Below are 24325 nucleotides of genomic sequence, written 5' to 3'. Positions count from 1 at the left end.
GCGAGATAGCTCTGGAAAGGAGGTGATCCAGCCGCACCTTCCGATACGGCTACCTTGTTACGACTTCACCCCAGTCATGAATCCTACCGTGGTGACCGTCCTCCTTGCGGTTAGACTAGCCACTTCTGGTAAAACCCACTCCCATGGTGTGACGGGCGGTGTGTACAAGACCCGGGAACGTATTCACCGCGGCATGCTGATCCGCGATTACTAGCGATTCCAGCTTCATGCACTCGAGTTGCAGAGTGCAATCCGGACTACGATCGGTTTTCTGGGATTAGCTCCCCCTCGCGGGTTGGCAACCCTCTGTTCCGACCATTGTATGACGTGTGAAGCCCTACCCATAAGGGCCATGAGGACTTGACGTCATCCCCACCTTCCTCCGGTTTGTCACCGGCAGTCTCCTTAGAGTGCTCTTGCGTAGCAACTAAGGACAAGGGTTGCGCTCGTTGCGGGACTTAACCCAACATCTCACGACACGAGCTGACGACAGCCATGCAGCACCTGTGCGCCGGTTCTCTTTCGAGCACTCCCGAATCTCTTCAGGATTCCGACCATGTCAAGGGTAGGTAAGGTTTTTCGCGTTGCATCGAATTAATCCACATCATCCACCGCTTGTGCGGGTCCCCGTCAATTCCTTTGAGTTTTAATCTTGCGACCGTACTCCCCAGGCGGTCAACTTCACGCGTTAGCTACGTTACTAAGGAAATGAATCCCCAACAACTAGTTGACATCGTTTAGGGCGTGGACTACCAGGGTATCTAATCCTGTTTGCTCCCCACGCTTTCGTGCATGAGCGTCAGTATTGGCCCAGGGGGCTGCCTTCGCCATCGGTATTCCTCCACATCTCTACGCATTTCACTGCTACACGTGGAATTCTACCCCCCTCTGCCATACTCTAGCCTGCCAGTCACCAATGCAGTTCCCAGGTTGAGCCCGGGGATTTCACATCGGTCTTAGCAAACCGCCTGCGCACGCTTTACGCCCAGTAATTCCGATTAACGCTTGCACCCTACGTATTACCGCGGCTGCTGGCACGTAGTTAGCCGGTGCTTATTCTTCCGGTACCGTCATCCCCCGGCTGTATTAGAGCCAAGGATTTCTTTCCGGACAAAAGTGCTTTACAACCCGAAGGCCTTCTTCACACACGCGGCATTGCTGGATCAGGCTTTCGCCCATTGTCCAAAATTCCCCACTGCTGCCTCCCGTAGGAGTCTGGGCCGTGTCTCAGTCCCAGTGTGGCTGGTCGTCCTCTCAGACCAGCTACTGATCGTCGCCTTGGTAGGCCTTTACCCCACCAACTAGCTAATCAGCCATCGGCCAACCCTATAGCGCGAGGCCCGAAGGTCCCCCGCTTTCATCCGTGGATCGTATGCGGTATTAATCCGGCTTTCGCCGGGCTATCCCCCACTACAGGACATGTTCCGATGTATTACTCACCCGTTCGCCACTCGCCACCAGGTGCAAGCACCCGTGCTGCCGTTCGACTTGCATGTGTAAGGCATGCCGCCAGCGTTCAATCTGAGCCAGGATCAAACTCTTCAGTTCAAACCTGTTACTGTTTTCGGTTCTTTCGAACCGGTCGCTCACTCAAAGCTGACAGGAATATGAATCACTTCATAAACCTGACTTACTTTAGTGTGAGACTCTTGATACTTTTGCTATCTGATCCGAAGATCAGCTCGCTGCCATCAAGCGCCCACACTTATCGGCTGTTAATTTTTAAAGAGCATTTCTGCGAGGGATCCTGAACCCCTCGGCAGCGCTGCGTTTTCAGCAGCAGAGAAGCGAGATTATGAACCGCCTTTCTTCGCTCGTCAACAACTTTCTGAACTGCTTCGTCGTGACCGCGAGGGGTTCAGCTTCGTGTGCGCCAGGCCGCTACCGCCAACCCTATCGCACCGCTTCCCTTCCTCCTCCGCGCCGCGTTTCCGTTAGCGCGAAAGAGGCGTGATTCTAGGCACCCATCCCACCCCGCGCAACCCCTTTGTGAAAATATTTTTGAAAAAGCCCCCGTGCGCTGCCGCGCACGGGGGCTTCAGCGTTGACGGCCCATGGCAATCACATCGTCGAGCGGCATGCGCCGCCCGCCCGGCACATCGTCACCGCAGCCCAATCAGCGATGCTTGAATACCGGCTTGCGCTTCTCGACGAATGCCGCCATCCCTTCCTTCTGATCTTCGGTCGCGAACAGCGAATGGAACAGCCGGCGCTCGAAATGGACGCCCTCGGCCAGCGTCGTCTCGTACGCACGGTTGACCGACTCCTTGACCATCATGACCGCCGGCAACGAGAACTCGGCGATCGTCGTCGCCGCGGCAATCGCTTCGTCGAGTAGTTTGTCGGCCGGCAGCACACGCGACACGAGCCCCGCCCGTTCCGCCTCGGCCGCATCCATGAAGCGCGCAGTCAAGCACATGTCCATCGCCTTCGCCTTCGACACCGCGCGCGGCAAGCGCTGCGTGCCGCCCGCACCCGGCATCACGCCCAGCTTGATTTCCGGCTGGCCAAACTTCGCCGTATCGGCCGCGAAGATGATGTCGCACATCATCGCCAGTTCGCACCCGCCGCCCAGCGCGAAGCCCGCTACGGCGGCAATGATCGGCTTGCGGATCTGGCGGACGGTCTCCCAGTTACGCGTGATGTAGTCGCCGCGGTAGACATCCATATAGGAATAGGTCGCCATCATGCCGATATCGGCGCCGGCCGCGAACGCCTTTTCGCTCCCCGTCACGACGATCGCCCCAATCTCGTCGTCCGCGTCGAACGCTTTCAGCGCTGCGCCCAACTCGTCCATCAACGCATCGTTCAGCGCATTCAGCGCCTTCGGACGATTGAGCGTGACCAGCCCGACTCGCCCCCGGGTCTCCACCAGGATGTTGTCGTAAGACATCTATTTCTCCTCGATCAATGAAATGAGAAACGCCTCGCACACGCGAATAGTTTGATGCTACCATTCTCCGACCAACCGGTCGGTTAATTAATCGATCCGATCCCTCTCAATGTCCATCAGGCCGCCGTCATGACCCATGCACTGTTCACGAAGCACGAAGACACGCTGAAACACGCCCTCGCCGCCATCGAGAGCCGCGGGTACTGGAGCCCGTTCGCGGAAATGCCGAGTCCCAAACTGTACGGGGAAAGCGCCAACGCCGATGGCGAAGCCGCGTTCAATGCGCACCTGAACGGCACGTTCGCGCTCGACCAGCCGGCGTCCGGCGGAACCGTCGGCGCAGAGCAGTCGCCGTACGGGATCAAGCTCTGCATCCGCTACCCGAAATCGACGCCCGACGAGCTGATTGCTGCAGCCGCCGCTGCGCAACGTGCGTGGCGCGAAGCCGGCCCGAGCGCCTGGATCGGCGTCAGCCTGGAAATTCTCGCGCGGCTGAATCGCGCGAGCTTCGAGATCGCCTACAGCGTGATGCACACCACTGGGCAGGCGTTCATGATGGCGTTCCAGGCCGGCGGCCCGCACGCGCAGGATCGTGCGCTCGAAGCGGTCGCCTATGCGTGGGACGAGCTGCGCCGCATTCCCGCTGACGCGCATTGGGAGAAGCCGCAAGGCAAGAATCCGCCGCTCGCAATGCGCAAGCGCTACACGATCGTCCCGCGCGGCACCGGGCTCGTGCTCGGCTGCTGCACGTTCCCGACATGGAACGGCTACCCCGGCCTGTTCGCCGACCTCGCGACCGGCAATACGGTAATCGTCAAACCCCACCCCGGCGCGATCCTGCCGCTCGCGATCACGGTCCGGATCGCCCGCGACGTGCTGCGCGAAGCCGGCTTCGATCCCAACGTCGTCACGCTGCTCGCGACCGAGCCGAACGACGGCGCGCTCGTGCAGGAACTCGCGCTGCGCCCCGAAATCAAGCTGATCGACTTCACGGGCAGCACGCAAAACGGCACGTGGCTCGAACGCCATGCCCATCAGGCACAGGTGTACACGGAGAAGGCAGGCGTCAACCAGATCGTGATCGACTCGACCGACGACCTGAAGGCCGCGGTCAAGAACATCGCGTTCTCGCTGGCGCTCTACTCCGGCCAGATGTGCACGGCCCCGCAGAATATCTACGTGCCGCGTGACGGCATCCGGACGGCCGACGGCCATGCGAGCTTCGAAGAAGTCGCTCAGGCAATCGCCGTCTCGGTGCAAAAGCTGACCGGCGACCCGGCGCGCTCGGTCGAACTGATCGGCGCGATCCAGAACGACGGCGTGATCGCGCGCCTCGACGACGCCCGCAAGCTCGGCCGCGTGCTCGCCGACAGCCAGGCGCTCCAGCACCCGGTGTTCGCCGACGCTCGCGTGCGCACGCCGCTCGTGCTGCAACTCGACGTGGCCGACCGCGCGAAATTCACGCAGGAGTGGTTCGGCCCGATCTCGTTCGTGATCGCGACCGACTCGACTGCGCAGTCGCTCGAACTCGCCGGCGACATTGCGGCCGAGCATGGGGCGCTCACGCTGTCGGTCTACAGCACCGACGACAAGATCGTCGATGCCGCGCACGATGCGGCGGTGCGCGGCGGCGTCGCATTGTCGATCAACCTGACGGGCGGCGTGTTCGTCAACCAGTCGGCCGCGTTCTCCGACTTCCACGGCACCGGCGCGAATCCGGCCGCGAACGCCGCGCTGGCCGACGCGGCGTTCGTCGCGAACCGGTTCCGTGTGGTGCAAAGCCGCGTCCATGTTGCGCCAAAGGCAGCGCCCGCGGAAGCCGGCCGGACGGCATAACCCGATTGGCCGACGTGCAAACGCCGCCACATTCCCTACCATGAGCGAATCCGCCACCCGGCGGGTTCGTTGCACATCGACACGCCCATGACCGACGCCTACATCTGCGACGCGATTCGCACCCCTATCGGCCGCTACGGCGGCGCCCTGAAAGACGTTCGAGCCGACGATCTCGGCGCAGTGCCGCTCAAGGCGCTGATCGAACGCAACCGTGACGTCGACTGGACCGCGATCGACGACGTGGTCTACGGCTGCGCGAACCAGGCCGGCGAGGACAACCGCAACGTCGCGCGGATGTCCGCGCTGCTCGCGGGCCTGCCGACCGACGTGCCGGGCACGACGCTGAACCGGCTCTGCGGGTCCGGGATGGACGCGGTCGGTACCGCCGCGCGCGCGATCAAGGCCGGCGAAGCCCGATTGATGATCGCAGGCGGCGTCGAAAGCATGACGCGCGCACCGTTCGTGATGGGCAAGGCCGCCAGCGCGTTCGCGCGCCAGGCGGACATCTACGACACGACGATCGGCTGGCGCTTCATCAATCCGCTGATGAAGCAGCAATACGGCGTCGACTCGATGCCCGAAACGGCCGAGAACGTCGCGGTCGACTACGACGTCAGCCGCGCGGATCAGGACCTGTTCGCGCTGCGCAGCCAGCAGAAGGCCGCACGTGCGCAGCAGGACGGTACGCTCGCCCAGGAAATCGTGCCGGTCACGATTCCGCAGAAGAAAGGCGATGCGCTCGTCGTGTCGCGCGACGAGCATCCGCGCGAGACGTCGCTCGAAGCGCTCGCGAAGCTGAAGGGCGTCGTGCGCCCGGACGGCTCGGTGACGGCCGGCAACGCGTCGGGCGTCAACGACGGCGCATGCGCACTGCTGCTCGCCAACGCGGAGGCCGCCGATCAGTATCGGTTGCGCCGCCGCGCACGCGTCGTCGGGATGGCGACGGCCGGCGTCGCGCCGCGCGTGATGGGCATCGGCCCGGCGCCGGCCACGCAGAAGCTGCTCGCGCGGCTCGGGATGACGATCGGCCAGTTCGACGTGATCGAGCTGAACGAAGCGTTCGCGTCGCAGGGGCTCGCGGTGCTGCGCATGCTCGGCGTCGCCGACGACGACCCCCGCGTGAACCCGAACGGCGGTGCAATTGCGTTGGGCCACCCGCTCGGCGCATCGGGCGCCCGGCTCGTGACGACGGCGCTTCACCAGCTCGAGCGTACCGGCGGCCGCTTCGCGCTCTGTACGATGTGCATCGGCGTCGGCCAGGGCATCGCGATCGCGATCGAGCGCGTGTAACCGTCGCCCCGTGCGCCTATAACGAAGTCATGAAGGAGACACTGCATGTCATATCAGGCGATCCAGCTGGAGTTCGATCACGCCACCCGCGTGGCCACGATCACCCTCAACCGCCCGGACAAGCTGAACAGCTTCACGCGCGCGATGCACCGCGAACTGCAGTCCGCACTCGATGAAGCCGAATCGGCCGGCGCGCGCGCGCTGATCCTGACGGGTGCCGGGCGTGGCTTCTGCGCAGGGCAGGACCTGGCCGACCTCGACTTCACGCCGGGCGCGTCGACCGACCTCGGCGCGCTGATCGACGAATATTTCAATCCGTTGATCCGCCGCCTGCAACGCATGCCGATTCCGGTGATCGCCGCCGTCAACGGCACGGCGGCCGGCGCCGGCGCCAATCTCGCGCTCGCGTGCGACATCGTGTTCGCCGCGCGGTCGAGCAGCTTCATCCAGGCGTTCGTGAAGATCGGGCTCGTGCCCGATTCGGGCGGCACGTGGTTTTTGCCGCAACGTGTCGGCATGGCCCGTGCGCTCGGGCTCGCCCTGACCGGCGACAAGCTCGGCGCCGAACAAGCCGAGCAATGGGGCTTGATCTGGCGCGCGGTCGATGACGATGCGCTCGCCGCGTCGGTCCGTCAGCTCGCGAACCAGCTCGCGCAGCAGCCGACGCTGGCGATCGCGTCGATCAAGCAATCGATGCGCGACAGCGTGACGAACACGCTCGACCAGCAGTTGGACCTCGAGCGCGACCTGCAGCGCAAGCTCGGCCAGTCGCACGACTATGCGGAAGGCGTGCAGGCGTTCATCGAGAAGCGCGCGCCGCGCTTCGAGGGGCGGTGACATGACCGCGTCCACCGACACCCTCGATCCCGATGCGCTCGCCCGTGCGACCGCGCGGGCCATGTACGACGCAGATGCCTGCAGTCGCGCGTTCGGCATGGAAATCGCCGAAGTGCGCGCAGGCTACGCACGCCTGCAGATGCGGATCCGGCCTGAATTCCTGAACGGCCACCAGATCTGCCACGGCGGCATCATCTTCACGCTCGCCGATTCGACGTTCGCGTTCGCATGCAACTCGTACAACGCGAATACCGTTGCGGCGGGCTGCTCGATCGAATATCTGCGTCCCGTCCACGGCAACGACGTGCTCACGGCCGAGGCGATCGAGCAGACGCGCAGCGGACGGCACGGCATCTACGACATCCGCGTCACGAATCAGGCTGGTGAAACGGTCGCGATGTTCCGCGGCAAATCGACTCAGATCAAGGGCACGGTCCTGCCGGAAGAGCGCTGACGCCCGCGGCTCGCCGATAACAAACACTGGAGACACGCATGACTACCCCGCTACCGCTCGAGCCGATCGAGACCGCGTCACGCGACGAGCTGACGGCGCTGCAGCTCGAGCGCCTGAAATGGTCGCTGCGGCACGCGTACGAGCACTCGTCCGTCTATCGCCGCAAATTCGACGAGGCGGGCGTGCACCCCGACGACCTGAAGACGCTCGCCGATCTGTCGCGCTTCCCGTTCACGACCAAGAGCGATCTGCGCGACAACTATCCGTTCGGAATGTTCGCCGTGCCGCAGGATCAGATCGCGCGCATTCACGCGTCGTCCGGCACGACCGGCAAGCCGACCGTTGTCGGCTACACGATGCGCGACGTCGACACGTGGGCGAACCTCGTCGCGCGCTCGATCCGCGCGGCCGGCGCGCGCCGCGGCGACAAGGTTCACGTGAGCTACGGCTACGGCCTGTTCACCGGCGGCCTCGGCGCGCACTACGGCGCCGAACGCGCAGGGCTGACGGTGATCCCGTTCGGCGGCGGCCAGACCGAGAAACAGGTGCAGCTGATCCAGGATTTCCGGCCCGACATCATCATGGTGACGCCGAGCTACATGCTGTCGATCGCCGACGAGATCGAGCGCCAGGGCCTCGATCCCGCGCAGAGTTCACTGCGCATCGGCATCTTCGGCGCCGAACCGTGGACCAACGACATGCGCGTGGCGATCGAGCAGCGGATGGGCATCGACGCGGTCGACATCTACGGGCTCTCCGAAGTAATGGGCCCGGGCGTCGCGTCCGAATGCGTCGAGACGAAGGATGGTCCGACCATCTGGGAAGACCACTTCTATCCGGAAATCATCGATCCGGAAACCGGCGAAGTGCTTCCGGACGGCGAACTCGGCGAGCTCGTGTTCACGTCGCTGACGAAGGAAGCGCTGCCGATCATCCGCTATCGCACACGCGACCTCACGCGCCTGCTGCCCGGTACCGCCCGGACGATGCGCCGGATGGAGAAGATCACCGGGCGGTCTGACGACATGATGATCGTGCGGGGCGTCAACGTGTTCCCGACGCAGATCGAGGAGCAGTTGCTGAAGCAGCATGCGCTCGCACCGCACTATCAGATCGTGCTGACGAAGGAAGGTCCGCTCGACGTGCTGACGCTCAACGTCGAGCCGTGTCTCGATACCGCGCCGGACACGGCAGCGATCCAGGCGGCAAAACAGGCGCTCGCGTACGACATCAAGTCGCTGATCGGCGTGACGGCCGTGATCAACGTGCTGCCGGTGAACGGGATCGAGCGCTCGGTCGGCAAGGCGCGCCGTGTGATCGACAAGCGCAAGGGCTGAAGTCGCTCGCCGCGCGGCGTCGCGCAGCGGCGAATCCGTGCCTGCAAACGAAACAGCCCGATCGGCCAACGCCGATCGGGCTGTTTCTTTCCGACGCATCGTTCGACGTGACGGGCGGCGCATCACGCAAACCTGATCACACGGCCATACCAGCGATCAGACCGCGGGCACTCGCCAAGCGCGTGACGCACCATGAATGCCGAATCTCATGCGCAGGCCACCATCCGGGCAACCCGCGCCGCTCCCCATCACGAATTCGGGAACAACAGCCACATCCGGCCGACCTGCTTCATCCGTCCGGCGAGATCGCCGGCGTCGTCGCCAAGCCCCCAGAAATAGTCGGCCCGCACGCCGCCCTTGATCGCGGAGCCCGTATCCTGCGCGAACACGAGCCGGTTCATCGGCGTATTCGTCAGCGGACGCGTGGTCTGCAGGAACACGGGCGTGCCGAGCGGGATCGACGACGGATCGACCGCGATCGAACGCTCGGGCGTGAGCGGCACGCCGAGCGCGCCGATCGGGCCGTCCGCGCCACCGTGCGGTGCGTCTTCCTTCGTCGGCATGTCGCGGAAGAACACGAAGCGCGGGTTCGTGTCGAGCAATGCGTCGACGCGCGTCGGGTTCGCCTTCGCCCACGCCTTGATGCCCTGCATCGTCGCCTGTGCGGGCGTAAGCTCGCCGTGGTCGAGCAGCCACTTGCCGATCGAGCGATACGGCTGGTTGTTGGTGCCGCCGAAACCGACGCGCATCACCGAGCCGTCGTCGAGCAGCACGCGCCCGGAGCCCTGCACCTGCAGGAAGAACGCCTCGATCGGATCGTCGACCCACACGAGTTCGTTGCCGTTCAGAATGCCGGCGCGCTCGAGCTGCGCGCGCGCGGGCAACGGAGCGCCCGCGCGATAGCCGGCCGGCCAGCGGTACAGCGCGTACTGGTACGGGCCGCGCCGCACGCGGGAGCCGTGCAGCAGCGGCTCGTAATAGCCGGTCACGAGCCCGTCGAGCGTGCCGTCGGTATTCGCGAGCTGAAACGGCGTGAAATACGTTTCGAAGAATGCGCGCGCGCTGCTGACGTCGAGCTCGTCGAGGCGGTCGGCGGCCGCGCACGCACGCTGCCATGCCGGCTGGCGCGCGAGCCGCACGCAGTTCTGCCGCAGCGCCGCCGTCGCGCCGATCAGCGAATCGTCCTGCCAGCCAGGCACCTGCTGCCAGGCGACCGGCGTGAGCCGCTTCGCGGCGACCTGACCCGGCACGATCGCCGCGCCCGTCGGCGGCTTCAGCGCCGACGTCCGCGTCGGCGCGCCGCCGCATGCGGCCAGCAGTGCGGCCGCCGCAGCCGCGGCGACCCAGCCGGCCAGCCGCGGCCCAAACCACATACAATGTCCGTTCTTGATGGAAACCGCCATGTCAGATTTTCTCGACCAATATCCGATGCTCATCTTCGCGCTCGAGGCTTTCGTAGCGCTTGCCCTGTTGATCTTCATCGTCGTGTGGACGTCGTCGGGCAGGAAGAAGCACGCCCGCGGCAACGACCGCAAGCTGCGCTGAGCGCCGCCGCACGCCAGATTCAATGCAGCGTGCGCGGCATGTGCAGCGCAAACTCGCCGACCGGCGCCTCGAACCGCTCGCCATCCTCCGCCACGCAGAAGTACGCGCCGCGCATCGTGCCGACCGGCGTCGCGATCACGGCCCAGCTCGTGTATTCGAACTGTTCGCCCGGCTGCAGCAGCGGCTGGTGCCCCACGACGCCGAGCCCCTTCACTTCCTGCACGTGGTTTTCGCTGTCCGTGATGATCCAGTGACGCGCGATCAACTGCGCCGCGACCTGCCCGGTGTTGCGGATGGTCAGCGTGTACGCGAATGCATATTGACGCCGATCGGGGTCGGATTGTTCCGGCAAGTAGCTGGTTTTCACCGAAACGGTGAACTGATACTGACTCATGGTGTTTCCGTTCTAGGTAAGCGCCCGCGCTGACTCGAGCGGCCGGACCGCGGGCGCGCCGCACTGGTTCGGCATTCTATGCGGAATCGGGCCGCCACCGCACGGCCCGCCGCCGCGCGGCGGGTCGCCCGGCGGTAGAATGGCGGTTTTGCGCCGCAGCGTCCCCGCTCCCCTGTCATGACTCAATTCCGCATCGCTCCCAGCATCCTGTCGGCCGACTTCGCACGGCTCGGCGAAGAAGTCCGCAACGTGGTCGCCGCCGGCGCCGACTGGATCCACTTCGACGTGATGGACAACCATTATGTGCCGAACCTGACGATCGGCCCGCTCGTCTGCGAGGCGATCCGCCCGCACGTGCAGGTGCCGATCGACGTGCATCTGATGGTGCGTCCGGTCGACCGGATCGTGCCTGATTTCGCGAAGGCCGGCGCGAACCTGATCAGTTTCCACCCGGAAGGCTCGGATCACATCGACCGTACGCTGTCGCTGATCCGCGATCACGGCTGCAAGGCCGGCCTCGTGTTCAACCCGGCCACGCCGCTGAACTATCTCGACCACGTGATGGATCGCCTCGACTTCGTGCTGCTGATGTCGGTGAACCCCGGCTTCGGCGGCCAGTCTTTCATCCCGGAAACGCTGAACAAGCTGCGCGAAGCGCGCGCGCGCATCGACGCGTACACGGAGCGCACCGGCCGCGAGATCCTGCTCGAGGTGGACGGCGGCGTGAAGGCCGACAACATCGCGGAAATCGCGGCAGCCGGCGCGGACACGTTCGTCGCCGGCTCGGCGATCTTCGGCAAGCCCGACTACCGGAAGGTGATCGACGAGATGCGCGCCGCGCTCGCCACCGTCGAGCGGAGCTGACGCCGTGGCCGATTCCCCGCTGGCCGATTCCGCCATTGCCGGCCGTGCCGCGGCCGAAGCCAAAGGCTCGATCCGTTTCGCGGCGCCGCGCATCGACGCCGCGCTGATCGATCTGGACGGCACGATGGTCGATACGGCCGATGACTTCACCGCCGGCCTCAACGGGATGCTCGCGCAGCTCGGTGCGCCGGCCACGTCCCGCGACGAGGTGATCGGCTACGTCGGCAAGGGCTCCGAGCATCTGATCCACAGTGTGCTGAAGCCGCGCTTCACCGCCGTCGAAGCGCACGCGCGGTTCGACGATGCGCTCGCTGTCTATCAGGCCGAATACGCGAAGATCAACGGCCGCCACGCGCGCCTCTATCCCGACGTCGCGGCCGGGCTCGACGCGTTGCGCGCGGCCGGCATCCGGCTCGCGTGCGTGACGAACAAGCCGCATCGCTTCGCGGTCGAGCTGCTCGAGCAGTACGGGCTGATCGATCGCTTCGGAATCGTGCTCGGCGGCGACAGCGTCGCGCGCAAGAAGCCCGATCCGCTGCCGATGCTCACCGCGTGCGACGCGCTCGGCGTCGCGCCGGACACCGCGGTCGCGATCGGCGACTCGGAAAACGACGCGCTCGCGGGCCGCGCGGCCGGGATGGCGACGCTGACGGTGCCGTACGGCTACAACCACGGCAAAGCTATACAAACGATAAATTCGGATGGTATAGTCGATTCGTTGCTGGTCGCAGCACGCGCGATCGCCGCGCACAACGCCGGCCGGCCAACCGTCTGATTATTTCTTCCATCCGCATGTTTCTGAATAAAAAACGGAGTCTGAGCAGCATCGACCGGGGAGCCTGGCCCTGGCGTCGCTGGTCGCGCTAACCTCTTCGATGAGGTACGCTGAAGCACGTCTTCGGCGCCGTTTTTTATCTCGCTGCGCATCCGCGCGCCGATCGTCGCACCACCTCGAGTTCTACCGCGTCCGAACGCTTGCGTTCAGGAGCGGCCGCAGGCTCGCGACGTTCACGCCCGGAGTGCCGGCCGGCAACAGGCACTTCTCGATCGACCGCCCTTTCGCCGACGGCCACGCGCGCAGCGTCAAGTGATCCCTGGCGCACTCCGCCGCTCGTCCCGAACAGGACCGGAACATGACCGAACTCGAATTCCAATCGCTTGCGAATGAAGGCTACAACCGCATCCCGCTGATCGCGGAAGCGCTCGCCGACCTCGAAACGCCGCTGTCGCTTTACCTGAAGCTCGCCCAGCCCGAACGCGCGGGCGCCAACTCGTTCCTGCTCGAGTCGGTGGTCGGCGGCGAACGCTTCGGCCGCTATTCGTTCATCGGCCTGCCGGCGCGCACGCTGGTGCGCACCCGCAACGGCGTGTCGGAGGTGGTGCGCGACGGCCAGGTCGTCGAGACGCACGACGGCGACCCGTTCGAATTCATCGAGTCGTTCCAGGCGCGCTTCAAGGTCGCGCAGCGCCCGGGCCTGCCGCGTTTCTGCGGCGGCCTCGCCGGCTATTTCGGCTACGACGCGGTGCGCTACATCGAGAAGAAACTCGCGAACACCGCGCCGCGCGACGATCTCGGCCTGCCCGACATCCAGTTGCTGCTCACCGAGGAAGTCGCGGTGATCGACAACCTCGCGGGCAAGCTCTACCTGATCATCTATGCGGACCCGGCCCAGCCGGAGGCTTACACGAAGGCGAAGCAGCGCCTGCGCGAGCTGAAGCAGCGCCTGCGCACGACCGTGCAGCCGCCCGTCACGTCGGCGAGCGTGCGCACCGAGACGTTCCGCGAGTTCAAGAAAGACGACTATCTGGCCGCCGTGCGTCAGGCGAAGGAATACATTGCGGCCGGCGAGCTGATGCAGATCCAGGTCGGCCAGCGGCTGACGAAGCCGTACCGCGACAATCCGCTGTCGCTGTATCGCGCGCTGCGTTCGCTGAATCCGTCGCCATACATGTATTACTACAATTTCGGCGATTTCCACGTGGTCGGCGCATCGCCGGAAATCCTCGTGCGCCAGGAAAAGCGCGGCGACGACCAGATCGTCACGATCCGGCCGCTGGCCGGCACGCGTCCGCGCGGCAACACGCCCGAGCGCGACGCCGAACTCGCGACCGAGTTGCTCAACGATCCGAAGGAAATCGCCGAACACGTAATGCTGATCGACCTCGCGCGCAACGACGTGGGCCGCATCGCGGAAATCGGTTCGGTGCAGGTCACCGACAAGATGGTGATCGAAAAGTACTCGCACGTGCAGCACATCGTCAGCTCGGTCGAAGGCAAGCTGAAGCCCGGCATGACGAACTACGACGTGCTGCGCGCGACGTTCCCGGCCGGTACGCTGTCCGGCGCGCCGAAGGTGCGCGCGATGGAACTGATCGACGAGCTAGAGCCGGTCAAGCGCGGGCTGTACGGCGGTGCGGTCGGCTACCTGTCGTTCTCGGGCGAGATGGATCTCGCGATCGCGATCCGCACGGGCCTGATCCACAACGGCAACCTGTACGTGCAGGCGGCGGCCGGCGTCGTCGCCGACTCGGTGCCCGAATCCGAATGGCAAGAGACCGAAAACAAGGCGCGCGCGGTGCTGCGTGCGGCCGAACAGGTCCAGGACGGCCTCGATAGCGACTTCTGACCGGAGACTGACCATGCTGCTCATGATCGACAACTACGACTCGTTCACCTACAACCTGGTCCAGTACTTCGGCGAACTGGGCGAGGACGTGCATACGTACCGCAACGATGAAATCACGCTCGACGACATCGCGCGCCTGAACCCGGACACCATCTGCCTGTCGCCCGGCCCGAGCAACCCGCAGCATGCGGGCATCACGCTCGACGTGCTGCGCGAATTCGCGGGCAGGAAGCCGATCCTCGGCGTGTGCCTCGGCCACCAGGCGATCGGCGAAGCATTCGGCGGCCGCGTCGTGCGCGCGAAGACCATCATGCACGGCAAGGTGAGCCGGATCGAAACCGACTGCCGCGGCGTGTTCGCCGACCTGCCGAAGCATTTCGACGTGACGCGCTATCACTCGCTCGCGATCGAGCGCGAATCGCTGCCCGACTGCCTCGAAGTGTCGGCCTGGACCGACGACGGCGAGATCATGGGCGTGCGTCACAAGACGCTGCCGATCGAAGGCGTGCAGTTCCACCCGGAGTCGATCCTGTCCGAGCACGGCCACGCGCTGCTCGAGAATTTCCTGAAGCAGCATCGCGCAGCGGCCCGTGCCGCCGCACCGGCCGCGTGACGGGAGACGCACGATGACGATTACCCCGCAGGAAGCGCTGCAGCGCACGATCGAGCACCGCGAGATCTTCCACGACGAGATGCTGCACCTGATGCGGCTCATCATGCGCGGCGACATGTCGCCGGTGATGGCGGCCGCGATCATCACCGGGCTGCGCGTGAAGAAGGAGACGATCGGCGAGATCGCCGCGGCCGCGACCGTGATGCGCGAATTCGCGAACCACGTCGAAGTGCAGGACAACTCGAACTTCGTCGACATCGTCGGAACGGGCGGCGACGGCTCGCACACGTTCAACATCTCGACCGCGTCGATGTTCGTCACCGCGGCGGCCGGCGCGAAGGTCGCGAAGCACGGCAACCGCGGCGTGTCGAGCAAATCCGGCAGCGCCGACGTGCTCGAGGCGCTCGGCGTGAACATCGATCTGCAGCCGGACCAGGTTGCCGCGTCGATCGCCGAAACCGGCATGGGCTTCATGTTCGCGCCGAACCATCATCCGGCGATGAAGAACATCGCGGCCGTGCGCCGCGAACTCGGCGTGCGGACGATCTTCAACATCCTCGGGCCGCTGACCAATCCGGCCGGCGCGCCGAACCAGTTGATGGGCGTGTTCCACCCCGACCTCGTCGGCATCCAGGTGCGCGTGATGCAGCGTCTGGGCGCGCAGCACGTGCTGGTCGTGTACGGCAAGGACGGGATGGACGAAGTGTCGCTGGGCGCCGCGACGCTCGTCGGCGAATTGCGCGACGGCAAGGTTCACGAATACGAGATCCATCCGGAGGACTTCGGGCTGCAGATGGTGTCGAACCGCACGCTGAAGGTGGAAAATGCCGAGGAATCGCGCACGATGCTGCTCGGCGCGCTGGACAACCAGCCGGGCGTCGCACGCGAGATCGTCACGCTGAACGCGGGCACCGCGCTCTATGCGGCCAACATCGCCGAATCGATCGCCGACGGCATCCAGCTCGCCCGCGAAGCGATCGCGAGCGGCAAGGCGCGCGCGAAGGTCGACGAACTCGTGCGCTTCACGCAGCAGTTCAAGCGCTGACTCCCTTTACGAATCAAGCAGGAACCCACATGAGCGACATTCTCGACCGAATCATCGCCGTCAAGCGCGAAGAAGTCGCGGCGGCCATGCGCAGCACGCCGCTCGAGGCACTGAAACTGGAAGCGTCGGCGCGCGACCTGCGCGACTTCGTCGGCGCGCTGCGCGCAAAGCAGGCAGCCGGCCACGCGGCGGTGATCGCCGAAGTGAAGAAGGCGAGCCCGTCGAAGGGCGTGCTGCGCGAGCATTTCGTGCCGGCCGACATCGCGCGCTCGTATGCGGCGCACGGCGCCGCGTGCCTGTCGGTGCTGACCGACGAACAGTTCTTCCAGGGCAGCGTCCGCTATCTGGAGGAAGCGCGCGCGGCCTGCACGCTGCCGGTGCTGCGCAAGGACTTCATCGTCGATGCGTACCAGATCCTCGAAGCACGCGCGATGGGCGCCGACGCGATTCTGCTGATCGCGGCCGCGCTGGATACGCCGCTGATGCAGGAACTCGAAGCGTATGCGCACTCGCTCGGCCTCGCGGTGCTGGTCGAAGTGCACGACCGCAACGAGATGGAGCAGGCGCTGACGCTGAAGACGCCACTGCTCGGCATCAACAACCGCAACCTGCGCACGTTCGAGACGACGATCCAGACCACGCTCGACATGCTCGACATGATTCCGGCCGACCGCATGGTCGTGACGGAATCGGGCATCCTGTCGCGCACCGAAGTCGACACGATGCGCGCGGCGAACGTGAATGCGTTCCTCGTCGGCGAGGCGTTCATGCGCGCCGACCAGCCGGGCGAGGAACTCGCGCGGATGTTCTTCTGATGGCGATCGAACGGGAAATCAAGCTCGCGCTGCCGGCCGGCCAGACCGACGCGGCGCGACGCTTCTTCGAGACGCTGACCGGTGAAGCGGGCGACGTCATCGCGCTCGCGAACGTCTACTACGACACGCCCGATCTCGCGCTGGCCCGCTCGAAAAGCGCGGTGCGCGTGCGCCGCACGCCGCACGGCTGGCTGCAGACCTTCAAGACGGTCGGCAGCGCGGAAGCCGGCCTGCATCGCCGCCACGAATGGGAGCTGCCCGTTGCCGGCGACGCGCTCGACATCGATGCGCTCGTCGCCGTGTGCGACGTGCCGGAGGCGGCCGCCGCGCTGCGCGACGCGGCGCCCGCGCTGCATGCGCTGTTCCGGACGGATTTTTCGCGTACGCTGTGGCGCATCGCAATCGGCGGCGCAACCGTCGAGGCCGCGGTGGACGTCGGTGAAATCGTCGTCCACGCGGAACACGATACGCGCCGCGAACCGATCAGCGAGATCGAACTCGAACTGATCGACGGCCCGGAAGCGGCGCTCGCGGCACTCGCCGCCGAACTGCAGCAGGCGCTGCCGGGCCTCGCCCCCGAGAACATCAGCAAGGCGCAGCGCGGCTACCGGCTGCGCGCGCAATAAACCCGCATCACGCATGGCAACCCGCAAGACTCTCCGCACGCCGCAGCAGGCGTCGCTGTTCGACGATCCCGCGCCGGAAACGGCGCCGGGCGACGTTTCCGCCCTGGCTCCTGCAGCGGCCGCGGCCGCCGCGCCAACGCGCAAGCCCGCAAAGAAGGCTGCGGCGGCAGCAGCCGCGCCGCAACCCGCGGACATCCCGCACCTCGCCGCGCAATTCGATGCGCTGCCGGCCACCTGGCGCGACGTGCTGAAACCCTTTATCGACAGCGACGCGTACGCGCCGCTGTGCCGCTTCGTCGACGACGAACGCGCAGCCGGCAAGACGGTCTACCCGGCCGACGTGTTCCGCGCGCTGCGCCTGACCAGCCCCGACGACGTCAAGGTCGTGATCCTCGGCCAGGATCCGTACCACGGCGACGACCGCGGCACGCCGCAGGCGCACGGCCTCGCGTTCTCGGTGCCGCCGGCCGTGCGCACGCCGCCGTCGCTGCGCAACATCTTCAAGGAAATCGCCGCGAATTTCGGCCACGACACGCCGCGCCACGGCTGCCTCGACACGTGGGCGCGCCAGGGCGTGCTGCTGCTCAACACCGTGCTGACGGTCGAGCGCGGCGCGGCCGCGAGCCACGCGAAGCGCGGCTGGGAGCAATGCACGGACACGCTGATCCGCGAACTCGCGAACCGCCATCGCGGGCTCGTGTTCATGCTGTGGGGCGCGCATGCGCAGGCGAAGCGCGCGCTGTTCGATCCGAGCGCGCACTGCGTGCTCGAGGCGCCGCACCCGTCGCCGCTGTCCGCGCATCGCGGCTTCCTCGGGTGCCGTCACTTCGCGCTCGCGAACGACTATCTGGTCGAAGCGGGCCGCGCGCCGATCGACTGGCGTCTGCCGGAAGTCGCCGAGACGCTCGCGTAACGGCATTGCCGGCCGTTCGCCGGCTCCAATGCAAAAACGCTGCGCCCCAATCAGGGCGCAGCGTTTTTTATCTGACGACGCAGCGAGTGCGATGCACCCGCATCAGCGTTACACGGCCGCGATCGCTTCGCGCGCGCCGGCGAGCGCGGCGCTCTGCGCGTCCGGCCCGAGGTTCAGGCCTTCGGCGTGGATGAAGCTGACGTCGGTCAGGCCGATGAAGCCGAGGAACGTACGCAGGAACGGCGTCTGGCTGTCGTTCGGCGTACCGAGGTACTTGCCGCCGCGCGCCGTCACCACGTGAACCTTCTTGCCCTTGATCAGGCCTTCCGGACCATTCTCGGTGTAGCGGAACGTCACGCCTGCGCGGGCGATCCAGTCGAAATACGTCTTCAGTTGCGACGACACGCCGAAGTTGTACATCGGTGCGCCGATCACGATGATGTCGGCGGCTTGCAGTTCGGCGATCAGCGCATCGCTCTTCGCGACGATCGCATTCTGCTCCGCGCTGCGCTGGTCGGCCGGCGTGAAGAATGCGCCGAGCACCGATTCGTCGAGGTGCGGGAGCGCGTCGGCCAGCAGGTCGCGAACCACGACCTTCGAGCCGGGGTTCGATTGTTGCAGCTTTGCCGTCAGTTCGTTCGCCAGCAGCGTGGACTGCGCACCTTGCGAGCGCGCCGCGGAATTGATTTGCAGAATGGTCGTCATGTCAGGCTCCGGTTGGGTTGCGCTTCGGTAGCGCGAGTGACGCCATTGTGCGTGGCCGCATGGTCGCGAAAAAGCGGGTTCCGGGCGACGGATTGTTGCAGCAACAGAACAATCACTGATCGCGCCCCGAAACCCGGCCGTGCATGTTCAGCCCTTCAGCCAGGCTTCCCGGGCCTTGGACGCGGCCGCCGGTTTCGCGGCCGCCGTGAGCCGGTAGCGCGCGACTTCCGGCCCGTCGAGCTTCAGTTTCGCGATCCGCAGCTCGTCCCGGCGGAATGCGTGCACTTCGACCTTGTCGCCGGGCCGGTAGCGCGCGAGCAGCGTGTCGAGATTCGTACCGGTGACGCGCAGCCCGTCGAGCGCGATCAGCGTGTCGCCGGCCGACAGCCCCGCGCGATGCGCGCCGCCGCCTTCGTAGACCGCCGCGAGCGTGCAATCCGCGCCGCCGCGCACGCGCGCACCGATCGCCGGCTTGGCGGCCGCGCCGGACGCGACGTCGGGCGCGAGCGTCACGCCGAACGGCGCGAGCAGTTCCGCGAGCGGCAGATCGCGCGTGCCGTGCACGGCGTCGGTGAACAGCCGGCCGAGCGCAACACCCGTGGCCTCCTCGATCAGCGTCTCGACTTCGTCTTCCGCGACGCCCGCCGGCTTGCCGCGATAGAAGTCGCGGCCGTAGCGCTGCCACAGCATGCGCATCACGTCGTCGAGCGACTTGCGGTTGCGCGTCTGCGCACGGATCGCGAGATCGAATGCGAGCGCGACGAGCGAACCCTTCGTGTAATAGCTGACGATCGCGTTCGTCGCGTTCTCGTCCTGGCGGTAGTACTTGATCCACGCGTCGAACGAGCTGTCCGCGACGCTCTGCTTGAGGCGGCCCGTGCCGCGCAGCACGCCGCCGATCGTGCGGCCGAGCGCCGCGAAATATTCGTCCTGCGACATCAGCCCGCTGCGCACGAGCATGAGGTCGTCGTAATACGACGTGAAGCCTTCGAACAGCCACAGCAGCGACGTGTAGTTTTCGCGCCCGAGATCGTACGGCACGAACGCGGCCGGCTTGATGCGCTTCACGTTCCACGTGTGGAAGTACTCGTGGCTGCACAGGCCGAGATACGTGCGATAGCCCTCCGTCGTTTCCGGGCGGCCCTTCACCGGCAGGTCGGTGCGATTGCAGATCAGCGCGGTCGACGCGCGATGCTCGAGACCGCCGTAGCCGTCGCTGACCGCGAGCGTCATGAACACGTAGCGGTCCATCGGCGCCTTCTTCGATTTCGGCTCGAACAGCGCGATCTGCGCTTCGCACACGCGCTTCAGGTCGGCGCGCAGCCGCTCCATGTCGAGCTGCGTCACGCGCCCGGCGATCACGATGTCGTGCGGCACGCCGTGCGCGTCGAACGTCGCGAGCGCGAATTCGCCGATCGTCACCGGATGGTCGGCGAGTTCGTCATAGTTCGATGCGCGATACGCGCCGAAGCCGTAGCGTTTGGTGCCGGGCGCCTCGGGCAGCGACGTGCCGACGCGCCACGTGCGGAACGCCGGGCCGGCGGGTTTCGCGATGTCGACGTCGCACGGCGCATCCTCGCGGCCGGCGACGCTCAGGAACACGGCCGTCGCGTTGAAGAAGCCGCCCGATTCGTCGAGATACGCGGAGCGAACCGACAGGTCCCACGCGTACACGTCGTAGCGCAGCGTCAGCGCGCCATTCACCGGCGCGGCCTGCCACGTGTTCTTGTCGGTTTTGGCGATGCGCACCTTGCGGCCCGCGTCGTTGAACGCGGCAAGCGTCACGATGTTGCGCGCGAACTCGCGCACGAGGTAGCTGCCCGGAATCCACACCGGCAGCGAGAAGCGCTGGCCGGCAGGATCGGGATCGGCGACCGTCACGGACACCTCGAACAGGTGCGCGGCAAGATCTTTCGGGGCAATCGAATAACGGATCGGCTGGGTCATCGTGGCTATCGGTCGAAAATCGGGTCGACATTCAGGACGGAAATCGAACGGAATGCGGCGGCGGAAACGACGAGAGGCGCCGGCTGAGATCGCGGGCGCCCCTCGCGGGCCGGGCCATGCGGCCCGGCGCGTCGGTTGATTACTTGCTCGACGCGAGCGCCTGGTTCAGCTGGTCGGCCGACACCGCGCCCGGCAGGCGGCGGCCGTCGGGCAGGAAGATCGTCGGCGTGCCGGTGACGTTCATCCCGCGGCCGAGCGCGAGGTTCTTGTCGAGCGCTGTGGTGTCGCAGGTGCCGGCGCCGGACGGTACGCGATGGTCGAGCATCCAGCTCTGCCACGTTTTCGCGCGGTCGGTCGCGCACCAGATCGCCTTCGACTTCGCGGTCGAATCGGGCGACAGCACCGGGTACAGGAACGTGTAGACGGTCACGTTGTCGATCGACTGGAGCGTCGTCTCGAGACGCTTGCAGTACGGGCAGTTCGGATCGGAGAACACCGCGATCTTGCGCGCGCCGTTGCCCTTGACGACCTTGATCGCGTTGGCGAGCGGCAGGCTCGCGAAGTCGATCTTGTTGAGGTCCGACAGGCGTGCGTCGGTCAGATTCTTGTGCGTCTTGGTGTCGACGAGATCGCCGAGCAGCACGTAGTCGCCGGCTGCATCGCTGTAGATGATTTGCGTGCCGAGATTCACTTCGTACAGCCCCGCGACCGGCGATTTCGATACGCTCTTGATCGGCGCGTCGCTGCCGAGACGCGCCTGCAACGTGGCTTTCAGCTTGTCGGTGGTCTGGTCGGCCTGCGCAGTGCAGCCAAGCGTCGCCATCGTGACGGCCAGCGCCAGCGACGCGATGCGGATCGTTTTTTTCATCCTGTTGTTCCTTCAGCTCAATCGGAGTGCACGTCACAGTGTACGCCGTAACGGGACCCTGTCCGACAGGCCGAGGGCGCGAAGGTTCGCTCAGCCGAGCGCGGCCGACACCAGCCAGCGCTTGACCAGCGGCTGCGCACCGACGAACGCCATGCCCGCGTTGCGCACCGCCTTCGCGAGCGAACCGGGCACCGCGAACAGCCGCTGCAGCCCGTCGGTCGCGACCATCAGCGCGCGGATGTCCTCGCGGCGCGAGCGCTCGTAGCGGCGCAGCAGCACCGTATCGCCGAGATTGCGGAAGCTCTCCTTGTTCGCGATCGCATCGGCGAGCGCCGCGACGTCGCGCAGACCGAGGTTCATCCCCTGTCCGGCGAGCGGATGAATCAGGTGCGCGGCATCGCCAACGAGCGCGACGCGCGGCGCGATCAGCTTGTCGACGGTCTGCAGCGCGAGCGGGAAGCCGGCGGCCGGCGTCACGCATTCGAGCGTGCCGACCTGGCCATGCGACACACGCTCGACTTCGGCCGCGAGCTGCGCCGGATCGAGTGCGAGCAGTTCGTCCGCGTGCGCGGTGTGTGCGGACCACACGAGCGACACGTGGCCATCCGGCAGCGGCAGCAGCGCGATGATCTCGCCCTCGTGAAACCACTGGCAGGCCGTCTCCCGGTGCGGCAGCGACGCCTTGAAGTTCGCGACGACGCCCGTCTGCCGGTAATCGCGCCGCTCGACCTTCGCGCCCATCTGGGAACGCACCCACGAATGCGCGCCGTCCGCGCCGACCACGAGGTCCGCTTCGAGCACCTGGCCCGACGACAGCGTGAGCACCGCTGCGTCGTCGCGCACGTCGAAGCCCTGCGCGCGCGCGTCGAACCACGTCAGATTCGGCTGGAACCGCAGCGCGGCGTCGAGCGACGTCTCGATCAGCGACGATTCGGCGATCCACGCGAGTTGCGGCACCGACGCCTGATAGGCGGAGAAATGCAGTTCCGCATGCGCATCGCCGTACACGCGCATGTCGTAGACGGGTGCGAGCCGGCCGTGATCGAGCGCCTGCCAGACCCGCAGCCGCTCGAGCAATGCCTGCGAGCTGGACGACAGCGCGTAGATGCGCGTGTCGAACGCGAGATCGGCCGGGCGCGGCACGGCCGGCTGGGCGAGCAAGGCGGTCTTGTAGCCGGACTGGGTCAGCGCGAGCGCGGCCGTCTTGCCGACGAGCCCGCCGCCGACCACGGCGACGTCGAAGGTGTGGTGGGCAGTCATGGCGGGCATTATAGCCGCGGGGCCAAGCCCTTACGCGGCCGGACTTTGCGGCAAATCAGCAGAATCGCGGCCGGGCGCCGCGACGTGGCGGCGCGACGCATCTGGCGTTCGGGCAAAGGCCGGAAACCGGCACGTCGGCACGGTACAATAGCGCCTTTGAACGTCGGCCCGCCGCGCCCCGCGCGCCGGCCGTCCCTATTTTCCCGCGCCGCCGAGCCTCGTCCGGCCGCGCCGCCTCACCCGTTCGAAGGATTCCATGAGCCTCAAATGCGGCATCGTCGGCTTGCCCAACGTCGGCAAGTCCACCCTGTTCAATGCGCTGACCAAGGCCGGCATCGCCGCCGAGAACTACCCGTTCTGCACGATCGAGCCGAACGTCGGCATCGTCGAAGTGCCGGACACGCGCCTGAAGGCGCTCGCCGAAATCGTGAAGCCCGAGCGCGTCGTGCCGGCCGTCGTCGAATTCGTCGACATCGCGGGCCTCGTCGCGGGCGCGAGCAAGGGCGAAGGCCTCGGCAACCAGTTCCTCGCGAACATCCGCGAAACCGACGCGATCACGCACGTCGTGCGCTGCTTCGAGGACGACAACGTCATCCACGTCGCCGGCAAGGTCAGCCCGATCGACGACATCGAAGTGATCAACACCGAACTCGCGCTCGCCGACCTCGGCACCGTCGAAAAGGCGCTCACGCGCTACTCGAAGGCCGCGAAGTCGGGCAACGACAAGGAAGCGGTGAAGCTCGCCGCGGTGCTCGAGAAGGTGCGCGCGCACCTCGACCAGGGCAAGGCCGTGCGCGGCCTCGACCTGTCGGACGACGAGCAGGCGCTGCTGAAGCCGTTCTGCCTGATCACCGCGAAGCCGGCGATGTACGTCGCGAACGTGAAGGACGACGGCTTCGACAACAACCCGCACCTCGACGCAGTGCGCAAGTACGCGGAAAGCGAGAACTCGCCGGTGGTCGCGGTGTGCGCGGCGATCGAGGCGGAGATCGCCGATCTCGACGATGCGGACAAGGAAGCGTTCCTCGCCGACATGGGCATGGAAGAGCCGGGCCTCGACCGCGTGATCCGCGCGGGCTTCAAGCTGCTCGGCCTGCAGACGTACTTCACCGCGGGCGTGAAGGAAGTGCGCGCGTGGACGATCCACATCGGCGATACCGCTCCGCAAGCGGCCGGCGTGATCCACACCGACTTCGAGCGCGGCTTCATTCGCGCGCAGACGATCGCGTTCGACGACTTCATCGCGTACAAGGGTGAACAGGGTGCGAAGGAAGCCGGCAAGATGCGCGCGGAAGGGAAGGAATATGTCGTGCACGACGGCGACGTGATGAACTTCCTGTTCAACGTCTGAGTGTTGCTGCTACATCGAGCGTAAAAAAGCCCGCTGAATGCGGGCTTTTCTTTGATGCATGGCGATGCATCCCGTCGCTGCGATCCAAACACTCAACCTCGCATG

General features: G+C 66.0%; 22 protein-coding genes and 1 rRNA gene. 15 read left to right on the top strand and 8 right to left on the bottom strand.

What is annotated here, in order from left to right; genetic code table 11:
- Nucleotides 1–15: 15 nt before the first annotated feature.
- Nucleotides 16–1548, bottom strand: a 16S ribosomal RNA gene (locus BSE24067_RS09040).
- 568 nt (nt 1549–2116) lie between these two features.
- Complete coding sequence (locus BSE24067_RS09035; protein ID WP_151065092.1) at nt 2117–2893, bottom strand: enoyl-CoA hydratase; 777 nt, start codon at nt 2891–2893, stop codon at nt 2117–2119.
- A 129-nt stretch (nt 2894–3022) separates the two neighbouring features.
- Between BSE24067_RS09035 and paaN the strand changes: the two genes are divergently transcribed.
- From paaN to paaK, 5 genes are all read left to right on the top strand, one after another.
- Entirely contained in the window at nt 3023–4729 is a 1707-nt protein-coding gene (gene paaN / locus BSE24067_RS09030) for a phenylacetic acid degradation protein PaaN (RefSeq protein WP_151065093.1), read from the top strand.
- An 87-nt stretch (nt 4730–4816) separates the two neighbouring features.
- Nucleotides 4817–6019, top strand: coding sequence for a 3-oxoadipyl-CoA thiolase (gene pcaF, locus BSE24067_RS09025; protein WP_151065094.1), 1203 nt, complete (start codon nt 4817–4819; stop codon nt 6017–6019).
- Nucleotides 6020–6064: 45 nt separating this feature from the next.
- Nucleotides 6065–6856, top strand: coding sequence for a 2-(1,2-epoxy-1,2-dihydrophenyl)acetyl-CoA isomerase PaaG (paaG, locus tag BSE24067_RS09020; protein ID WP_151065095.1), 792 nt, complete (start codon nt 6065–6067; stop codon nt 6854–6856).
- A 1-nt stretch (nt 6857) separates the two neighbouring features.
- The gene (gene paaI, locus BSE24067_RS09015; RefSeq protein WP_151065096.1) at nt 6858–7310 is read left to right on the top strand and encodes a hydroxyphenylacetyl-CoA thioesterase PaaI; all 453 of its coding nucleotides are present in this window, start codon (nt 6858–6860) and stop codon (nt 7308–7310) included.
- A gap of 38 nt (nt 7311–7348) precedes the next feature.
- The gene (gene paaK / locus BSE24067_RS09010) at nt 7349–8647 is read left to right on the top strand and encodes a phenylacetate--CoA ligase PaaK (RefSeq protein ID WP_151065097.1); all 1299 of its coding nucleotides are present in this window, start codon (nt 7349–7351) and stop codon (nt 8645–8647) included.
- Between the two features lie 248 nt (nt 8648–8895).
- Here the strand turns inward: paaK and mltA are convergent, their stop codons facing one another.
- Nucleotides 8896–10020, bottom strand: a complete 1125-nt coding sequence (gene mltA, locus BSE24067_RS09005) for a murein transglycosylase A (RefSeq protein ID WP_244130547.1) — start codon at nt 10018–10020, stop codon at nt 8896–8898.
- Between the two features lie 28 nt (nt 10021–10048).
- On the opposite strand from mltA, the gene BSE24067_RS32435 reads away from it, so the two are divergent.
- Nucleotides 10049–10192 carry a hypothetical protein gene (locus BSE24067_RS32435; protein ID WP_226209366.1) on the top strand — a complete coding sequence of 48 codons (144 nt, stop codon included), beginning with the start codon at nt 10049–10051 and terminating at the stop codon, nt 10190–10192.
- Between the two features lie 19 nt (nt 10193–10211).
- Here BSE24067_RS32435 and apaG read toward each other — a convergent pair whose 3' ends face one another.
- A complete protein-coding gene (apaG, locus tag BSE24067_RS09000; RefSeq protein WP_151065099.1) occupies nt 10212–10586 on the bottom strand; it encodes a Co2+/Mg2+ efflux protein ApaG in 375 nt (124 codons plus the stop codon).
- Nucleotides 10587–10763: 177 nt separating this feature from the next.
- Here apaG and rpe point away from each other — a divergent pair, with 177 nt between their 5' ends.
- The 8 genes from rpe (at nt 10764) to BSE24067_RS08960 (ending at nt 18089) form a co-directional block, all read left to right on the top strand.
- Nucleotides 10764–11450: a ribulose-phosphate 3-epimerase gene (gene rpe, locus BSE24067_RS08995; protein WP_006482066.1), complete on the top strand. Its 687-nt coding sequence runs from the start codon at nt 10764–10766 to the stop codon at nt 11448–11450.
- 19 nt (nt 11451–11469) lie between these two features.
- Entirely contained in the window at nt 11470–12225 is a 756-nt protein-coding gene (locus BSE24067_RS08990) for a phosphoglycolate phosphatase (protein WP_151065138.1), read from the top strand.
- A gap of 358 nt (nt 12226–12583) precedes the next feature.
- Complete coding sequence (gene trpE, locus BSE24067_RS08985) at nt 12584–14077, top strand: anthranilate synthase component I (RefSeq protein ID WP_151065100.1); 1494 nt, start codon at nt 12584–12586, stop codon at nt 14075–14077.
- Nucleotides 14078–14090: 13 nt separating this feature from the next.
- Nucleotides 14091–14690 carry an aminodeoxychorismate/anthranilate synthase component II gene (locus tag BSE24067_RS08980; protein WP_121859156.1) on the top strand — a complete coding sequence of 200 codons (600 nt, stop codon included), beginning with the start codon at nt 14091–14093 and terminating at the stop codon, nt 14688–14690.
- A gap of 13 nt (nt 14691–14703) precedes the next feature.
- Complete coding sequence (gene trpD / locus BSE24067_RS08975) at nt 14704–15735, top strand: anthranilate phosphoribosyltransferase (RefSeq protein WP_151065101.1); 1032 nt, start codon at nt 14704–14706, stop codon at nt 15733–15735.
- Nucleotides 15736–15764: 29 nt separating this feature from the next.
- Nucleotides 15765–16550, top strand: a complete 786-nt coding sequence (trpC, locus tag BSE24067_RS08970; protein WP_151065102.1) for an indole-3-glycerol phosphate synthase TrpC — start codon at nt 15765–15767, stop codon at nt 16548–16550.
- Nucleotides 16550–17176, top strand: a complete 627-nt coding sequence (locus tag BSE24067_RS08965; RefSeq protein WP_151065103.1) for a CYTH domain-containing protein — start codon at nt 16550–16552, stop codon at nt 17174–17176. The genes trpC and BSE24067_RS08965 overlap by 1 nt, the downstream gene beginning before the upstream one ends.
- Nucleotides 17177–17189: 13 nt before the next feature.
- Nucleotides 17190–18089: a uracil-DNA glycosylase gene (locus tag BSE24067_RS08960; RefSeq protein WP_151065104.1), complete on the top strand. Its 900-nt coding sequence runs from the start codon at nt 17190–17192 to the stop codon at nt 18087–18089.
- Nucleotides 18090–18197: 108 nt separating this feature from the next.
- On the opposite strand, the gene BSE24067_RS08955 is transcribed toward BSE24067_RS08960, so the two are convergent.
- The 4 genes from BSE24067_RS08955 to BSE24067_RS08940 all read right to left on the bottom strand — a co-directional run bounded on the left by BSE24067_RS08955 (nt 18198) and on the right by BSE24067_RS08940 (nt 22878).
- Nucleotides 18198–18794, bottom strand: a complete 597-nt coding sequence (locus BSE24067_RS08955) for an FMN-dependent NADH-azoreductase (RefSeq protein ID WP_151065105.1) — start codon at nt 18792–18794, stop codon at nt 18198–18200.
- Between the two features lie 147 nt (nt 18795–18941).
- A complete protein-coding gene (locus BSE24067_RS08950; protein WP_151065106.1) occupies nt 18942–20741 on the bottom strand; it encodes a M61 family metallopeptidase in 1800 nt (599 codons plus the stop codon).
- A 139-nt stretch (nt 20742–20880) separates the two neighbouring features.
- A complete protein-coding gene (locus BSE24067_RS08945) occupies nt 20881–21609 on the bottom strand; it encodes a DsbC family protein (RefSeq protein ID WP_151065107.1) in 729 nt (242 codons plus the stop codon).
- Nucleotides 21610–21699: 90 nt separating this feature from the next.
- Complete coding sequence (locus BSE24067_RS08940) at nt 21700–22878, bottom strand: UbiH/UbiF family hydroxylase (RefSeq protein ID WP_151065108.1); 1179 nt, start codon at nt 22876–22878, stop codon at nt 21700–21702.
- A gap of 247 nt (nt 22879–23125) precedes the next feature.
- On the opposite strand from BSE24067_RS08940, the gene ychF reads away from it, so the two are divergent.
- Nucleotides 23126–24220 carry a redox-regulated ATPase YchF gene (gene ychF / locus BSE24067_RS08935; protein ID WP_151065109.1) on the top strand — a complete coding sequence of 365 codons (1095 nt, stop codon included), beginning with the start codon at nt 23126–23128 and terminating at the stop codon, nt 24218–24220.
- The last annotated feature ends 105 nt before the right edge of the window (nt 24221–24325 follow it).

This window comes from Burkholderia latens (assembly GCF_902499045.1).
Classification (GTDB): Bacteria; Pseudomonadota; Gammaproteobacteria; order Burkholderiales; family Burkholderiaceae; genus Burkholderia; species Burkholderia latens.
This window is presented reverse-complemented; position numbering and strand designations above follow the sequence as displayed.

Coding starts and splice junctions, on each gene's coding strand:
- BSE24067_RS08965 (WP_151065103.1), top strand. CDS start 16,550: ATGGCGATCGAACGGGAAATCAAGCTCGCGCTGCCGGCCGGCCAGACC.
- trpC (WP_151065102.1), top strand. CDS start 15,765: ATGAGCGACATTCTCGACCGAATCATCGCCGTCAAGCGCGAAGAAGTC.
- trpE (WP_151065100.1), top strand. CDS start 12,584: ATGACCGAACTCGAATTCCAATCGCTTGCGAATGAAGGCTACAACCGC.
- rpe (WP_006482066.1), top strand. CDS start 10,764: ATGACTCAATTCCGCATCGCTCCCAGCATCCTGTCGGCCGACTTCGCA.
- BSE24067_RS32435 (WP_226209366.1), top strand. CDS start 10,049: ATGTCAGATTTTCTCGACCAATATCCGATGCTCATCTTCGCGCTCGAG.
- paaN (WP_151065093.1), top strand. CDS start 3,023: ATGACCCATGCACTGTTCACGAAGCACGAAGACACGCTGAAACACGCC.
- pcaF (WP_151065094.1), top strand. CDS start 4,817: ATGACCGACGCCTACATCTGCGACGCGATTCGCACCCCTATCGGCCGC.
- paaI (WP_151065096.1), top strand. CDS start 6,858: ATGACCGCGTCCACCGACACCCTCGATCCCGATGCGCTCGCCCGTGCG.
- BSE24067_RS09035 (WP_151065092.1), bottom strand. CDS start 2,893: ATGTCTTACGACAACATCCTGGTGGAGACCCGGGGGCGAGTCGGGCTG.
- BSE24067_RS08950 (WP_151065106.1), bottom strand. CDS start 20,741: ATGACCCAGCCGATCCGTTATTCGATTGCCCCGAAAGATCTTGCCGCG.
- paaK (WP_151065097.1), top strand. CDS start 7,349: ATGACTACCCCGCTACCGCTCGAGCCGATCGAGACCGCGTCACGCGAC.
- ychF (WP_151065109.1), top strand. CDS start 23,126: ATGAGCCTCAAATGCGGCATCGTCGGCTTGCCCAACGTCGGCAAGTCC.
- apaG (WP_151065099.1), bottom strand. CDS start 10,586: ATGAGTCAGTATCAGTTCACCGTTTCGGTGAAAACCAGCTACTTGCCG.
- paaG (WP_151065095.1), top strand. CDS start 6,065: ATGTCATATCAGGCGATCCAGCTGGAGTTCGATCACGCCACCCGCGTG.
- BSE24067_RS08945 (WP_151065107.1), bottom strand. CDS start 21,609: ATGAAAAAAACGATCCGCATCGCGTCGCTGGCGCTGGCCGTCACGATG.
- mltA (WP_244130547.1), bottom strand. CDS start 10,020: ATGTGGTTTGGGCCGCGGCTGGCCGGCTGGGTCGCCGCGGCTGCGGCG.
- BSE24067_RS08955 (WP_151065105.1), bottom strand. CDS start 18,794: ATGACGACCATTCTGCAAATCAATTCCGCGGCGCGCTCGCAAGGTGCG.
- BSE24067_RS08960 (WP_151065104.1), top strand. CDS start 17,190: ATGGCAACCCGCAAGACTCTCCGCACGCCGCAGCAGGCGTCGCTGTTC.
- trpD (WP_151065101.1), top strand. CDS start 14,704: ATGACGATTACCCCGCAGGAAGCGCTGCAGCGCACGATCGAGCACCGC.
- BSE24067_RS08940 (WP_151065108.1), bottom strand. CDS start 22,878: ATGCCCGCCATGACTGCCCACCACACCTTCGACGTCGCCGTGGTCGGC.
- BSE24067_RS08980 (WP_121859156.1), top strand. CDS start 14,091: ATGCTGCTCATGATCGACAACTACGACTCGTTCACCTACAACCTGGTC.